We start from the raw sequence: 15004 nt of genomic DNA, 5'->3' as shown, positions 1-15004 counted from the left end.
GATGACCATCCTGCTCGGATCGATCGCCGACGATTACACCGGCGCGTCAGACCTTGCCAACACGCTAACGAAGAACGGTCTTCGCACCGTGCAGACCGTCGGCATTCCCGACCCGTCGCTGGTGCTGCCGGATGTCGACGCAGTCGTCGTCTCCATGAAAATTCGCTCCGTCGCGGCCGCTGACGCCGTGGCTGCGGCGACGGAGGCCGAACGATGGCTGCGCAAGCGCGGGGCGGCCCATGTGCTTTACAAGGTTTGCTCGACCTTCGATTCGACCGATGCCGGCAATATCGGTCCGGTGACGGAGGCGCTGAACAATGCTGCCGGCGGCGGCACGGTGCTGGTTACGCCCGCCTTTCCGGAAACTGGACGCACCGTCTATCTCGGTCACCTCTTTGTCGGCGGGCAACCGCTGAACGAAAGCCCGCTAAAGGATCACCCCCTCAATCCAATGCATGATGCCAATTTGGTGCGCGTCATGGCCCGGCAGTCGCGCGGTGCGGTCGATATCGTCGATCTGGCAACGGTCTCGGCCGGAGCCGGTGCGGTAAAGGCGCGGCTTGAGGCTCTGCGCGCCGCGGGCGCGACCGCCGCGATCGCGGATGCGATCTTCGAACACGATCTTGAAACGCTCGGCGAGGTGGCGCTCCAAACACCGGTGTCTACCGGCGCATCGGGCCTCGGTCTTGGTCTCGCCCGCGCCCTTACGCGCTCAGGCCGGGTATCTTCCACGACCGTAGCAACTGCTGACGCCATGCGCCCCGTGGGCGGGCTTGCCGCGATCGTTGCCGGCAGCTGCTCCAGCGCGACGCTCCGGCAGCTAGACGTCGCCGAACGGTCGTTGCCCGTTCTGCGGCTCGATCCGGAAAAACTGCTTGCCGGCCCCGAGGAGATTTCCGCCGCGATTTCCTGGGCTGGAGAGCGCATTTCCGCCGGCCCCGTCGTCGTCGCAGCGAGCGCGTCGCCGGAAACCGTTTCCCGGCTGCAATCGCAATACGGACGGGACGCCTCGGGCCACGCGATCGAAACCGCGACGTCGATCATTGCCGAGGAACTTGTGACAAGAGGCGTGCGGCGCCTGGTGATCGCCGGCGGCGAAACCTCCGGCGCAGCGGTCGACAGGCTCGCCATTCCAGCATTTCTGATCGGCCTGGAAATCGGGCCTGGTGTACCGGTGCTGCGAACGGTCGGCAATAAGCAGGGCGACATGCTTCTGGCCCTGAAATCCGGAAACTTCGGAGGCGAGGATTTCTTCACGGCTGCGCTAGCAATGATGCGCTGACTTGGTCATCGGGTCGAGGACTTCCATCGACGTCGGTTCTTGGGGGGTACTATCTAGTCCCGCGTAAAAGCGCACTTAGACCCTCGTATAAGTCATCCCTTCCTCGTTGGTATCTGATCCTTCCTCCTGATCAATAGGCAGGTCCGACAACGTGCTGCTATCGTCAGTGTACATTCTCCCCCGGGGCCGTTTCCCAAAGCGCCATGAATGGAGGGGCGGCACATCGGGGAGGCGGAGCCGCCCGAAAAGACGGAAACGTTATTTCACAGCGGCTCAATCTTTCGAATGGCAAGCTTCGGAACCGAAGCTGGTTCAGTTCACCATCGAGGTGCGGATCATGAGCAAGGCAGCAGCTATTTTCTTTGCAGTCGTGATCGCTGCTCCGGCAGTGGCGCATGATGCGACGCCAACGGCGGCACAGCCGCACGGATGGAAATATCCGTTTTCGTGCTGCAGCGGGATGGATTGCCGCGAGATCCACGATCAAGGGGTCCTCGAAGGCCCCCGCGGATATGTCATCAAGCTCACTGGGGAGCTCATAACGCCACTGGATACTCGCATCAAGAACAGTCCGGACGGGCAGTTTCACCAATGCACGGTGGCCGGCGAGCCCACGGGTCGCACCATTTGCCTGTTCGTTCCTCCGCGCTCCTTTTAAGGATTGTCACCATGACACAAGACCTCAACCGCATCGAAATCGATCTGCAGCGCATGTCAGAAGGCTGGACGATAGCATCAGGTTATCCGATCCAGATGCCGCGAGACTATCCATCAGTGCCGAATTTGGACCCTGAAGCGCATTTGATGAGGTTTTCCGTCATGCCGCGCGAAACAATCGCGCCTCTCGGGGGGCAAGCTTTGCAATCCCGGACATCTGCATTTACCCTGTACGCGACTGGGACGCGGTTCGGTCTTTTGTGCTACTCGCTCGGGCTTGTCCGCCTTGTAGAGGACTTTGAGGAGCTTTGCCTTTCGCAGCATTCCGTGACGATACATTAAGGTCAAGCGGTGCCCTCCAAGGACTCTTTTGTCGGGAGGATTGGCCGGGCGGACCTAAGAGCCTTGCGGCTTTCCTGGCTCGAGCTTCAGCTTGTCCGCCATGAGGGCGAGTTCGGGCAAGGACTTGGCACGCATCTTCTGCATGACCTGGCTGCGATGAACCTTTACGGTAATTTCGCTCACGCCCAGATCGGCGGCGATCTGTTTATTAAGCCGTCCAATCACCACCATAGCCATCACCTCGCGCTCCCGCGGGGTCAGGCTATCAAAACTCGCACGCAACTTCGCCAACGCTTTTTCATTCTCAATCCAAGCGCGGTCGCGCGCCAGGCCGACGTGAACGGCGTCGAGTAGATCCTGCTCGCGGAACGGTTTCGTCAGGAACTCAATCGCGCCCCCTTTCATCGCCTGGACGGACATGGGAATGTCGCCATGCCCGGTGATGAAGACGATCGGCAGCTGAATATTTCTCCGCGATAACTCTCGTTGAAATTCAAGACCGCTTTGTCCCGGCAGCCGAACATCCAGCACGAGGCAGGTCGGCCCGTTGGGTCGTCCAGACTTGAGGAAGTCGTCCACAGAGGCAAGGAGTTTCACGTCAAAACCGACGGATCGCAGCAGGCTGCCAAGCGCCTCGCGGATCGCCGGATCATCATCGATGACGATGGCGGTTGCTGGCACCTCCCTCATGTCAGCGCACCTCAGGGGGAGCCGGCTCTTGCGGACACGCGGTGTCTGCACCCGCTGCTGCGGCATCGGGGCGAGCCCAACCGACAGAGTGGCGATGCCGCAATGAGAACACTCCCCTCTCTCCTCAGCCGGTGCCGAACCGAAGCTTTCTCGCACATCAGAATGCGCCCTAATTCCCTCAGCCACAAGGCCAGTTATGATGGGATCGGGCTGCCGGCTAAGGCGTTGCACCTCCTGCCATCGCCCGCACGCCAAGCCGGCAGCCAGCTGGACCAAAAACTCATCCTGGCGAGATCGGCTCTTCGCGACGACAAGTCGTAAACAATCTATACCATCGTATAGCTCCCTATGCCTTTGTGGCCCCTGCAGGCTGATGTATCTTACAGCCGCGACCACACCTAGATTTCTGCAATAACGCCTATCGCGAATTTGGAGGCAGCAGTGCCAACGAAGAAGCCTCTAATTGCGATCGTCGATGATGACCAGTCGATGCGCGAGGCCACCAAGGGACTCATGAGGTCGCTGGGATTTGATGCCGAGGCTTTTTCATCCGCCGATGATTTCTTGAAATTCCCCCATCTAAACCGCACGGCCTGCCTGGTAACGGACATCCATATGCCCGGAATGAGTGGGCTTGATCTGCACCGCAGCCTCGTTGCGTTGGGCGAGAGCATTCCGACCGTTCTGATCACAGCCTATCCGAACGAGAATGTGCACGCGCGTGGGTTGGGTCCGGACATTGTCGGCTATCTGGCAAAGCCGTTTGGCGAGCAGGATCTGCTGAAGTGCATCCGTTCTGCGCTAGCGCGCGGTAGCGACGGCGACAATGATTGATGAGGGGCTGCAGACGCCAGGCTGCACGTCGAAGGTGATGCATGAGGTGTCGCCAGGACCCGCCACCTCACACTGCCGGCGTTAGGCCGGGGTGCTCGCCAGGAGCGCTCTCGTCCGGGGCTGAAGGCAGGGTGAATTGAAACACAGCTCCCCAAGGCTCATTCGGCCTGGCCCACAGCCGCCCCCCGTGCGCCTCGATGATCGACCGGCAGATGGCCAAGCCCATGCCGAGACCCTCTGCCTTCGTCGTGTAAAACGCCTCGAACACCCGCTCCACACTCTGCGGTTCCAATCCGACGCCGGTGTCCTGCACTTCGACCAGCACGGCCCCGGATGCGTCGAGTAGGGACCTGATCAGCAGCTTGCGTGGCCGGTCCGCGATCGTCTTCATCGCCTCGACGCCGTTCATCACCAGGTTTAGGATTACCTGCTGCAACTGCACCCGGTCGCCCGCAACGCGCGGGAGGTCGTTAGCCAACTCGGTCCGTAGCAGGATCCGATGGCGGCGTACCTCACCTTGGACGAGGGCTACCGAATCTTCGACGAGGCCGTTCAGGTCCACCTGCGCCGTGACAGTGGCTGTCTTCTTCAGGAGCGCGCGCACTCGGCCGATGACTTCGCCGGCCCGGTGCCCGTCACGGACGATGCGCGTCACCGTCTCCCGCGCCTCGTCGAGGTTGGGGGGCTGGCTGGCGAGCCAATGCAGGGCGGCGTTGGCGTTGGCGACCACGGCGGCGAGCGGCTGGTTAACCTCGTGGGCGATGGAGGAGGTCAGGGCGCCCATCGTCGTCACGCGCGCGACATGCGCGAGCTCGGCCTGCGCCTTCTGCAGGGCCTCCTCGGCCCGCTTGCGATCATCAATGTCGACGAGAAACCCATACCATTTGAGAATGTTTCCGTGCTCATCGTGCAGCGGCACGGCATTTTCAAACCACCAGCGATATTCGCCGTCGGCCGCCCGACGGATCCGCACCTCAACCTCGAACGGGTGGCCCGTGGTCAAGGAGGCACGCCACCGGGACATATACTGCTCAAGGTCGTCGGGGTGAAATCGGGCTTCAGCGCCCCCGCTCGCTCTTGCCGTTGCGTCCAGGGACAAGCCTGTGAACTCCTGCCAACGCCGATTGATGAAATCGACACGGCCGTCGGGCAAGGCGGTCCACACCATCGCCGGAACTGTCTCGATGACCTCGCGAAGCTCTTCTTCACTCCGCCGGGCGGCCTCTTCGGCGCGCTTGCGCTCGGTGATGTCCTCGCACACGATCAGGATGACAGGTCGCTTCTTGATCACCATCGCTCGGGCCGTCTCGCGGACCCAGAGCATCGAGCCGTCCTTGCGTATCTTGCGCAGTTCCCAGCTCATGGCTCGGCCGAGATGTTCGAGACAGGCGGCCGCATGCCTCTGGACGGTTTCTCGGTCTGCCTCGTGAAAGATGTCCTGTACGGGTCGGTTGATCAGTTCGTCGACGGTGTACCCAAGCTGCTCCGCCCCAAAGGGATTCACAGACACGACGGTGCCACTCGCGTCCACCATGAAGTACATCGTCGGATTGTTCTCGAATACGGCTCTCCACTGCTCCTCGCTGTCCCGCAGCGCTTCTTCCACCCGCTTGCGCTCGGTAACGTCCTGGATCGTACCAAACATGCTGTGCGGCCGTCCCGACGCGTCCCTTGTTAGATCGCCCTGGCTGTGAACGATGCGCAGCTCGCCGCTGGGCCGGACGATGCGGTACTCCAAGTCGTAGCGAGATTCGCCACGCACGGCCTCTGCCGCGGCCTTGCTCCAGCTCGACCGATCCTCTGGATGGATCCGCTCAACCGCTTCGGCAAGACTGACCACCGTGTCTGCGCGCGGCGTCAGCCCAAAGATGCGGTATGTCTCGTCTGACCAGGTAAGACAGTCTGTGCCGAGGTCACGTTCCCAATAGCCGACATGGGCAACGTGTTGCGCTTCTGCGAAGTTGGCCTCGCTTCGACGCAGGCCCTCCAATGTCTCCTTGAGACGGAAGGTCATGAGAGCGAACGCCTGGGCAAGCAGGCCGACCTCATCGTTTCGACGAACCTTGGGCACGTCTCGCCATTCGCCGTTTGCAATCGCGTGCGCCGCCTGCGTCAAGGCAGTCAGCGGCCGCAACGTGCGACCGACCAGCCCTAGTCCGAGGACCCCGAAGACAGCGACGATGACCGTTCCGACGCCTATCGAGAGATAGGCCGCACGATATACAGGCATCAGGAAATCCGAAGCTGGCACCGCTGAGATGATGGTCCAGTTAAGTGCGCCGGGGACAGCGGCGCGATCGACCGCCGCATAGATCCTGCCGCCCTCGGGGTCACTGAAGGAAAACACGTGCGGTCCGGGTGACGAGGACCCGGCGATGCCAGGGTACCGACGAAGGTAGCGGGCGGTTTCGCGAACGATGGGATCGGTCGCCTCTGATGCCTGCAGGCGCAGGTGCCCGCCGTCGGCGCCGATGGTGACGGGTGATACTCCTCCCGACGCGCCAATCAAATGTCCGGTGGCATCGATGATGAAGGCCCTGCCGTTGTCGCCGATTTCGAGCGTCTGCAAGAACCTGGAAAGCTGAGTGAGGATGAGATCGATCCCGCACACCCCGACGAAGTTGCGGTTCTTGTTGAAGACCGGGACGGAGAGCGAGATGCCCAAGATCGGCTCGGCCACACCGAGATAGGGCTCGGTCCAGTATCGCTTGCCCGTCTCCTTGGCCTGCGCGTACCAAATCCTCCGGCGTGCATCGATCGCGCCTTCCGACTTCCGCAATCGGCCGATCCTGCCGCTTGGCAGTGCTTCGAACTCGCGCACGACGCCTGCGCGAAATTTATCGGTGATCAGAAACACGACGCTTGAATCTGCCAATCGCCCGACCGAAACCATCCCGCCGGCCTCGTTGCCGAAAAACATCCAGTCGACATCGGGTTCCTCGGCCAGCAATGCATGGAGCTCCTGTGCGACAGCATCTGGGTCGCCGGGCGATAGGTCGTGACGAACAAGACCATTGGCCAACCGGGAAACCGCTTTGTCGGCGCCCCGCACCAAATGACCGACGTCGCGATGCACAGCATGCGTCACCTCTCGGATCAGGCGCTCGGACATGATCGAGACGATGACGTTTCCCGTCCAGATCCATAGACCGGCCAGGACTAGACTTAAAACGAGAACGACGCCGGCGACGGCGAGGATTAAGTGATTCCGTAACATGATCGCCGAGTTCCCCAGACGGCCAGATGTATTATGTGTTCCTTATATTGCTCCTATGGCTGGGCGCTCGCAATCCGGGTCTCGCTGATCTGGCCTGGCGCGGGCCGGGGTGGTTCAAGGTTGTCTCAAGGCGGATCAGATCTATCCCGGCATGCCGGTTGAGACCTCTACGAGCCAGCAGCACCCGGTTGATCTCTTCAAAGGTTTGCGGCCGGATCGCGCTGATCGTCTTGTGGAGGACAGACTTCCTCGGGCTCCGCCCCCACGGCTGTCGGGCAAAAGCCCGGAACGGGGCGGACACTTCCACATGGAACGCCAACTCCTGACAACTCAACTGGCGATGCTTGAGCAATGCGCAGCGCGGCACTGCCTCGGCCGACATCCCCCAATGGGTGGTCTCCTTGAGACCATGCCGGGCGTCCCGCGTCACCAGCCCGGGCAGATCGCGATGCTCATCCGACCATTGCGACATCGCCTTCAATTAACGACCGATCTCCTGTTCGGCGAAAGAGCTCGAATACACTGGCCTGGACGGTGCGTTCTTGGCGCATTCTCGGGCTGCCCGGCGGTTGCGGGTTTGTCTTTAGAATCAGTAGTTTGACCTAAAGGTGTACCTGAAGCAGCCGGGCTTTACGCCCGGCAATATCGTGATTCCTCACACCGTTTTAGAAGTTTATCGTTTATGGACGGGAACCAGTCTAGCTTGCCGGTGCGCCGCTGGATGTGGCGAGGCGAATGTCTCTTCGGAAGTCCGAGGGAGACATGCCGGCGATGTGGCGGAAGGATTTGTTGAAGGCGCTGATGGAGCCGAAACCGCTGTCCATCGCCACCTGAAGCACATTGGTATCGTCGGCCATCAGCAATGCCTGGGCGCGGGAGAGGCGCAGCAGATTGAGATATTTGCTGAGCGTCATTCCAGTCGATTTCTTGAAGACGTTCATTGCATATTTCGGATGCAGGTCCGCCGCCCGGGCGATATCGACGGTGTCGATGTCCTCCATGAAATTGGCGGCGATGAAATCGCACATCCTGACTATGCTGCGTGACGGTTGCGCATGGGGCTGATCGGCCTCCGTTCCACCGTAGCCGACGACCGTCATCGAATAGGGTTCGAATGCGATGCGCTCGATACGGAGCAGCAACTCGTCGACGGCATGCTGCGCCTTTGCCGGATTGCCCGAATTCGCGTAGCGGAACCAGCGGGAAAAGTTCTCTTTGTCCGCGGCATCGGTGGCAGACGTCAACAGCGTCGAGCCCTTCATCAGGCGGCTGGAGATTTCAGCGGGAAGGCGGAGGCGGAAGAAATAGACAAGCGGCAAATGGGCACCTGCGTAGAGCGAATCTTCCGAGGATTCATCCATCTGATGCGGCTGGCCGCCCCAGAAGAGGCACATGTCGCCAGCCTTTAGCGTCATTTCGTGATCGTTCATGCGGTAATGCACAGTGCCCCGCATGATGTAATTCACCTCCACCTGCGCATGCCAGTGCGGCATCGCCATCACCGGTGGATGAGCATGAAACAGCTGCAGCTCTGTCGGCGAGCCTTCGATGCTGCTTGCGCCCGGTTGATAGATGGCTCTGCTGGCAACCTTACTTTCCGCCAAATTGATATTCCCTTTTTAGGAGACAGCGGCTCCCTTACAGATAACTTAGCCACGTTCGCTAAAGGACGGCAATTGAAAAGGGAGGATTTTCAATGCGCTTCAAACTTATCGGTGCGACCGCTGCGGTCGCGCTGCTTTCTTCCGGTTCCGCATTCGCGCAGTCGGGCAATCTCACCATCTGGAGCTGGAACGTCGCGGCATCGGCGCTGAAATCCACGCTCGAAGGCTTCAACAAGCAATATCCCGATATCAAAGTCACGGTCGAAGACCTCGGGAACAGCCAAGTCTTCGACAAGACTCTTGCCGGCTGCGCAGCCGGCGGCGACGGCCTGCCGGACATCGTGACGATCGAAAATTTCGAGGCGGAAATCTTCTGGAACCGCTTCCCGGACTGCTTCGCCAACCTGAAGGATCTCGGCTATACGGCGGAAATCCAGGCGAAATTCCCGGACTTCAAACGCACCGAGCTGGAGGTGGATGACGTCGCCTATGCGATGCCGTGGGATTCCGGCCCGGTCGCCGTCTTTTACCGCCGCGATTTCTATGAAAAGGCCGGCGTCGATCCGGCAACGATCAAGAATTGGGACGATTTCATCGCCGCCGGTAAGAAGATTTCCGAAGCCAATCCCGGCGTCGTCATGGCCCAGGCCGATTTCAACGGCGATAGCGAATGGTTCCGGATGATCGCCAACGAGCAGGGCTGCGGCTATTTCTCCACCGACGGCCAGACGATCACGATCAACCGGCCGGCCTGCGTCGCGACCCTCGAAAAGGTCAAGCAGATGAAGGACGCCGGTACGCTGACAGCCGCCATCTGGGACCAGAAAATCCAGGCCAATACCGCCGGCAAGGTCGCAAGCCAGATGTATGGCGGCTGGTACGAGGGCACGATACGCTCAGGCTCGCCGGACCTTTCCGGCAAATGGGGCGTCTACATGATGCCGAGCCTCACGCCTGACGGCCCGCATGCCGCAAACCTCGGCGGTTCGTCGCTCGCCATCAACGCCAATTCCGAAAACAAGGAAGCGGCCTGGGCCTATCTGAACTATGCGCTGGCAACCAATGAGGGCCAGGTCACGATGCTGAAGTCCTTTGGCCTCGTCCCTTCGCTGCTGTCGGCCGTCCAGGATCCTTTCGTCAACGAGCCGCTGCCTTACTGGGGCGGGCAGAAGGTCTGGGCAGATATCCTTTCGACGCTGCCGAAGATCGTGCCGAGCCGCGGGACGGCGTTTCAGAGCGATGCGGACGCGATCTACAAGGCAGCGCAGACGAAGTATTTCGCGGGCGGTTATCCGGATGCGAAAGCTGCACTTGACGATGCGGCCAACCAGATCGCCTCGGCGACCGGCCTTCCGATCGCAGAATGAGCAACCGGCCGGGCGCCAGGTGCGCGCCCGGCATTCACCTACAAGGTGGCTCGTTTCGCTTGTGAGGAGGAAATAAATGCCGTTCAGGACCCGGAGCGCCTATGCGTTCCTTGCGCCCTATCTGCTGGTCTTCGCGACCTTCTGGGTCTGGCCGATCATCAACTCGTTCTTGATTTCGTTCCAGAATACGCGCGTCAATCCCTGGAAATTCAGCCTTGCGTCGAATTGGGGGCGCCTTTTCGGCGACCCGGCTTTCTATAACGCGCTCTACAACACGCTGATCATCCTGGTCATCCAGGTACCGGTGATGATTGCGCTTGCAACCGTCATGGCGGTGCTCTTAAATTCGCCGCTGCTGAAGGCGCGGCCTCTTTTCCGCTTCGCCTTCTTCGCGCCCGTCGTCGTCGGCGAGGTCGCCTATGCCGCCGTCTTCCGGCTGATGTTCAGCATCGACTTCGGCATCGTCAACAAGCTGATCGGTTCGGTCGGCATCGCTCCCGTTTCCTGGTTCGACAATGCGAACGCGGCGATGGCCCTCGTCATAATCGCCGTTACCTGGCGCTGGGCCGGCTATAACGCGATCATCATCTTAGCCGGCTTGCAGTCGATCCCTGAGGATGTCTACGAGGCTGCGACGCTCGATCGCGTCAGCAAGGTACAGCAGTTCTTTCACATCACCCTGCCGCTCCTGAAGCCGATCGTCCTCTTCTGCGTGGTGCTGTCGGTGATCGGCACGATGCAGCTTTTCACCGAACCCTTCCTCATTACCAATCGCGGCGGCCCCGGCGGGGGCACGGAAACGCTCGGCCTGCTTCTTTACCGGCAGGGCTTCACATCGCTGAATTTCGGCTACGCGTCGGCGATCGCCTACACGATAGCCGCATTGGCGATTGCGATTTCGCTTTTCAATCTCTGGGTGGGGAGGGAGCCGAAATGAAGTCGAGGTCCAAGTCGCAGTCCCTCTTAATGCGCAAGATTGCGCTGCATATCGTGCTGACGCCGCTTGCCATCATCTGGCTCTTTCCGCTCTGGATGATGTTCGTCTTCTCGACCATGCCGGACAATGGCATTTTCAGCCCGGACATCGTGCTCTGGCCGTCGACGAATTTCGTTGAGAATTTCAGGAACCTGGAGGCCGATACAAATTTTCTTCGGGCGATGTTCATCTCGATCACCGTCGCGGTCATCTACACCTTCTTGTCGGTGCTCCTGACATCGATGGCCGGCTGGGCGCTTGCCCGCTATCGATTCGCCGGCCGCTCCGTCGTCACAGCCATCATTCTCGGCACGATCACCCTGCCTTTCGCCGTCGTCGTGATCCCGCAATTCATCATGGTGGCGCGTGAATTCAAGCTGGCGAATACCTGGGTGGCGCTGATCGTCCCGCCGCTCTTCAATTCGCTGGGCGTGCTCTTCATGCGCCAGTCCTTCTCGATGATGCCGAACGAGCTCTTCGATGCCGCCCGCGTCGAAGGCGTCAAGGAGTGGCAGATCTTCCTGCGCATCGCCTTGCCGCTTGCCCGTCCGACAATGGCGGCGCTCTCGATCATTCTCTTCCTGGCATCCTGGAACAACTATCTCTGGCCGCTGCTCATCAATTCCAGGCCCGGAATGATGACGGCGCCGGTGGCTCTTGGAACGCTGATCGGCCTCACCAAGGTCTCTTGGGGCGGCATCATGGCGGGTGCGATGTTGCTGACCGCACCGATCCTCGTCGTCTTCGTGCTGTTGCAGCGCCACTTCATCGCCGGCATCGCGGCCGGCGCAATCAAATAATAGGGGAGGCCGCATGGCGGAGCTTTCACTCAGGAATGTTGTAAAACGCTTTGGCGCCTTCGGCGTGATCCATGGCGCCAATCTCGACGTGAAGGATGGCGAGTTCGTCGTCTTCGTCGGCCCTTCGGGCTGTGGAAAATCCACCCTGCTTAGGATGATCGCCGGCCTCGAAGATATCTCGGAGGGCGAGATCACGATCGGCGGCAGGGTCGTCAACAATGTCGAGCCCGCCGACCGCGGCATCGCGATGGTTTTCCAGTCCTACGCGCTCTACCCGCATATGACGGTAGCAGACAACCTCTCTTTCGGCCTGCGCATGAACGGCAACCCGAAAGAGGATACCGAGAAACGGGTGCGCCACGCCGCCGAGATCCTGCAGATCAAGGAATTGATGGAACGCCGCCCCAAGCAACTCTCCGGTGGCCAGCGCCAGCGTGTTGCGATTGGCCGCGCCATCGTTCGCGAGCCCGAGGTCTTCCTCTTCGACGAACCGCTCTCGAACCTCGATGCAGAACTGCGCGTGCAGATGCGGGTGGAAATCTCCAGGCTGCACAAGCAGCTCGGCGCGACGATGATCTATGTCACGCACGATCAGACGGAGGCAATGACGCTTGCCGACAAAATCGTCGTGCTGCGTGCCGGCAACATCGAGCAGATCGGCGCGCCGCTCGATCTCTACGACGATCCGGCTAACCAGTTCGTCGCCGGTTTCGTCGGTTCGCCGAAGATGAATTTTCTGGCGGCAGAGGTTGTTGAACGCGATGCATCGAACGTGACAGTCGCCTTGGCGGGCGACAGGAACGTCCGCCTGACGCTGCCGGTTTTGGCGGCAACCGAAAAAGGGGCACAAGTAACGCTCGGCGTGCGGCCCGAGCATTTTGCCGACCAGGGCAGTGGCGACGCCGACCTCACTGTCGCGGTCGATGTTGCCGAACACCTCGGCAATACCAGCTACATCTATGCGACCGCTGCGGGCGGCCAGCCACTCATCATCGAACGTCCGGAATCCCGTTCTGCAGCTGATCGCGACACGCTCACCGTCGCGCTATCGGCAAAACGCACCTTCCTGTTCGACAGCGCAGGCAATCGCTTGCGCTGACGAAATCCGCTCCCAAGACGAAGATACGAAAGAGGAATAGTCATGAGTTCAGAGCAACCGATCCGCTGGGGCATCATCGGCCCCGGCACCATCGCCCGCACCTTTGCAGACGGCATTGCCCATTCGCGTACGGGTAAACTGGTGGCGATCGCGAGCCGCAATCCGGAAAAGCCCGGCCTTGGCGATGGCTTTCCCGGCGCCCGCATCGTTAAAGGCTATGACGCGCTGCTGACCGATCCGGAGATCGACGCCGTCTATATAGCCACCCCGCATACCGGCCATGCCGAGTGGGCGATCAAGGCGATTCGCGCTAGCAAGCATGTGCTGGTGGAAAAGCCGATTGCGCTTTCGGCCTTCGATGCGGATGCGATCTACCATGAAGCGCGCAAGGCCGGTGTCTTTGCTGGCGAGGGCTTCATGTACCGCCTGCATCCCCAGACGGCGAAGATCGTCGAACTGGTGAAAAGCGGCGTGATCGGCACGGTGCGCATCATCCGCTCAAGCTTCGGTTTCAACATGGGCGGCTTCAAGCCCGAGCATCGATTGTTCGCCAACGATACGGCAGGCGGCGGCATTCTGGATGTCGGTGGCTACCCCGTCTCGATGGCGCGGCTGATGGCCGGCGCGGTTGAAGGCAAGCCGTTCCTCGAGCCGGAGAAGGTTTTTGGCGTGGCGCACCTCGGACAGTCCGGCGTAGACGAATGGGCCTCCGCCGTCTTGAAATTCCAAAACGGCATCATTGCCGAAGTCTCCTGCTCCATCATGGCCCAGCAGGACAATACGCTTCGCGTCATCGGCTCCGAAGGCCGCATCGAGGTCAAGGATTTCTGGTTCGCCTCAGGTCACAAGGGCGGCGTTGGCACGATCGAGATTTTCAAGGGAGCCGAGCAGGAAACGATCGAGGTCAAGGAAGACCGCTGGCTCTATTCCTTCGAAGTCGATGCGGCTGGAGATGCAATCCGCGCCGGCGAGAAGGAATTCGCTTCGCCGGGCATGAGTTGGGCCGATTCCACCGGCAATCTTCGCGTTCTCGACAAATGGCGGGCCTCTGTCGGCCTCGAATATGGTGTCGAGAAGGCGTCAAAACGAACCACGAATATTGCGGGCGGAACAGTCCGGCCTGGCAGCAGCATTCCGCAGCGCCAGATACCAGGCATCTCTAAACCGGCCTCCGTCGTAACGCTTGGATTCGAGTTCTTTCCGAACTTTGCGGCCGCCTCGCTGACGCTCGATGCCTTCTACGAGGCGGGCGGCAACGTCTTCGACACGGCCTATGTTTACGGAAGCGGCAAGACGGAGAGTATCTTCGGCGATTGGCACACGAGCCGCAATGTTTCGCGCGACGAGATCGTGCTGATCGGCAAGGGGGCGCATTCGCCGCTCTGCTACCCGGACATGATCGCCAAGCAACTCGATCAGTCGCTCGAGCGGTTGAAGACGGACTATGTCGACATCTACTTCATGCATCGGGACAATACCGGTATTCCGGTGGGAGAGTTCGTCGATGCCATGGATGCCGAAGTCAATCGCGGCCGCATCCGCGGGATTTTCGGCGGCTCGAACTGGACCCGTGAGCGGATGGACGAGGCAATGGCCTATGCGGCAAAGACCGGCAAGAAAGCGCCTGCGGCGCTTTCCAATAACTTTTCGCTGGCCGAAATGCTCGATCCGATCTGGGCTGGATGCGTCGCGGCCTCGGACGACGAATGGAAGAAGTGGCTGAACGAACAGCAGATTCCGAACTTCGCATGGTCCAGCCAGGGCCGCGGCTTCTTCACCGACCGGGCAGGACGCGACAAGCACGGCGATGAGGAAATCGTCCGCTGCTGGTATTCCGATCGCAATTTCGGACGCCGCGACCGCGCGAATGAACTGGCAAATAAGCTCGGCCGAAACCCGATCCATATCGCGCTCGCCTATGTGATCGCCCAGCCGTTCCCAGTCATTCCGCTGATCGGCCCGCGCACGATCGCCGAACTGGAAGATAGTCTTTCGGCCCTCGACATCGAGCTTACTACCGAACAGGTAAAGTGGCTGGAGGGCTAGGAAAACAGCCCGGTTCATGCCGGGTTTCCTACACTCTCATCCGCTTCATAATGCGCCGCTACCCGATCGGGTAGCGGCTTTTTCTTATCC

Annotated in this window: 12 protein-coding genes and 1 pseudogene; 9 read left to right on the top strand and 4 right to left on the bottom strand. The window is 60.5% G+C overall.

Annotated elements, in window-relative coordinates; all coding sequences use genetic code 11:
- The first annotated feature begins 1 nt into the window (after nucleotide 1).
- The 3 genes from otnK (at nucleotide 2) to ISN39_RS16955 (ending at nucleotide 2281) form a co-directional block, all read left to right on the top strand.
- On the top strand, nucleotides 2-1282 hold the full coding sequence (gene otnK, locus ISN39_RS16965; RefSeq protein WP_194728284.1) for a 3-oxo-tetronate kinase: 1281 nt from the start codon (nucleotides 2-4) through the stop codon (nucleotides 1280-1282).
- 337 nt (nucleotides 1283-1619) lie between these two features.
- The gene (locus ISN39_RS16960) at nucleotides 1620-1940 is read left to right on the top strand and encodes a hypothetical protein (protein ID WP_194728283.1); all 321 of its coding nucleotides are present in this window, start codon (nucleotides 1620-1622) and stop codon (nucleotides 1938-1940) included.
- Between the two features lie 11 nt (nucleotides 1941-1951).
- Entirely contained in the window at nucleotides 1952-2281 is a 330-nt protein-coding gene (locus tag ISN39_RS16955; RefSeq protein ID WP_194728282.1) for a hypothetical protein, read from the top strand.
- Between the two features lie 54 nt (nucleotides 2282-2335).
- On the opposite strand, the gene ISN39_RS16950 is transcribed toward ISN39_RS16955, so the two are convergent.
- Entirely contained in the window at nucleotides 2336-2971 is a 636-nt protein-coding gene (locus ISN39_RS16950) for a response regulator transcription factor (RefSeq protein ID WP_074070446.1), read from the bottom strand.
- A gap of 441 nt (nucleotides 2972-3412) precedes the next feature.
- Here ISN39_RS16950 and ISN39_RS16945 point away from each other — a divergent pair, with 441 nt between their 5' ends.
- Complete coding sequence (locus tag ISN39_RS16945; RefSeq protein WP_074069787.1) at nucleotides 3413-3805, top strand: response regulator; 393 nt, start codon at nucleotides 3413-3415, stop codon at nucleotides 3803-3805.
- A 67-nt stretch (nucleotides 3806-3872) separates the two neighbouring features.
- Here ISN39_RS16945 and ISN39_RS16940 read toward each other — a convergent pair whose 3' ends face one another.
- From ISN39_RS16940 to ISN39_RS16930, 3 genes and pseudogenes are all read right to left on the bottom strand, one after another.
- Complete coding sequence (locus ISN39_RS16940) at nucleotides 3873-6917, bottom strand: PAS domain S-box protein (RefSeq protein WP_348651972.1); 3045 nt, start codon at nucleotides 6915-6917, stop codon at nucleotides 3873-3875.
- A gap of 277 nt (nucleotides 6918-7194) precedes the next feature.
- A pseudogene (locus tag ISN39_RS16935) lies at nucleotides 7195-7573 on the bottom strand (ISNCY family transposase); the annotation flags it as partial.
- A 147-nt stretch (nucleotides 7574-7720) separates the two neighbouring features.
- Nucleotides 7721-8632: a helix-turn-helix domain-containing protein gene (locus ISN39_RS16930; protein ID WP_194730243.1), complete on the bottom strand. Its 912-nt coding sequence runs from the start codon at nucleotides 8630-8632 to the stop codon at nucleotides 7721-7723.
- 86 nt (nucleotides 8633-8718) lie between these two features.
- Between ISN39_RS16930 and ISN39_RS16925 the strand changes: the two genes are divergently transcribed.
- The 5 genes from ISN39_RS16925 to ISN39_RS16905 all read left to right on the top strand — a co-directional run bounded on the left by ISN39_RS16925 (nucleotide 8719) and on the right by ISN39_RS16905 (nucleotide 14914).
- The gene (locus ISN39_RS16925) at nucleotides 8719-9993 is read left to right on the top strand and encodes an ABC transporter substrate-binding protein (RefSeq protein WP_194728280.1); all 1275 of its coding nucleotides are present in this window, start codon (nucleotides 8719-8721) and stop codon (nucleotides 9991-9993) included.
- A 76-nt stretch (nucleotides 9994-10069) separates the two neighbouring features.
- Nucleotides 10070-10930: a sugar ABC transporter permease gene (locus tag ISN39_RS16920; RefSeq protein ID WP_092587031.1), complete on the top strand. Its 861-nt coding sequence runs from the start codon at nucleotides 10070-10072 to the stop codon at nucleotides 10928-10930.
- The gene (locus ISN39_RS16915) at nucleotides 10927-11769 is read left to right on the top strand and encodes a carbohydrate ABC transporter permease (RefSeq protein WP_022716007.1); all 843 of its coding nucleotides are present in this window, start codon (nucleotides 10927-10929) and stop codon (nucleotides 11767-11769) included. Before ISN39_RS16920 ends, ISN39_RS16915 begins: the two co-directional genes overlap by 4 nt.
- 13 nt (nucleotides 11770-11782) lie before the next feature.
- Nucleotides 11783-12868, top strand: coding sequence for a sn-glycerol-3-phosphate ABC transporter ATP-binding protein UgpC (gene ugpC, locus ISN39_RS16910; RefSeq protein ID WP_194728279.1), 1086 nt, complete (start codon nucleotides 11783-11785; stop codon nucleotides 12866-12868).
- A gap of 42 nt (nucleotides 12869-12910) precedes the next feature.
- Entirely contained in the window at nucleotides 12911-14914 is a 2004-nt protein-coding gene (locus ISN39_RS16905; protein ID WP_194728278.1) for an aldo/keto reductase, read from the top strand.
- Nucleotides 14915-15004: the final 90 nt, after the last annotated feature.

This window comes from Rhizobium sp. 007, from assembly GCF_015353075.1.
Classification (GTDB): domain Bacteria; phylum Pseudomonadota; class Alphaproteobacteria; order Rhizobiales; family Rhizobiaceae; genus Rhizobium.
The sequence above is the reverse complement of the archived record's forward strand: the minus strand, read 5'-3'. Positions and strand labels throughout refer to the sequence as shown.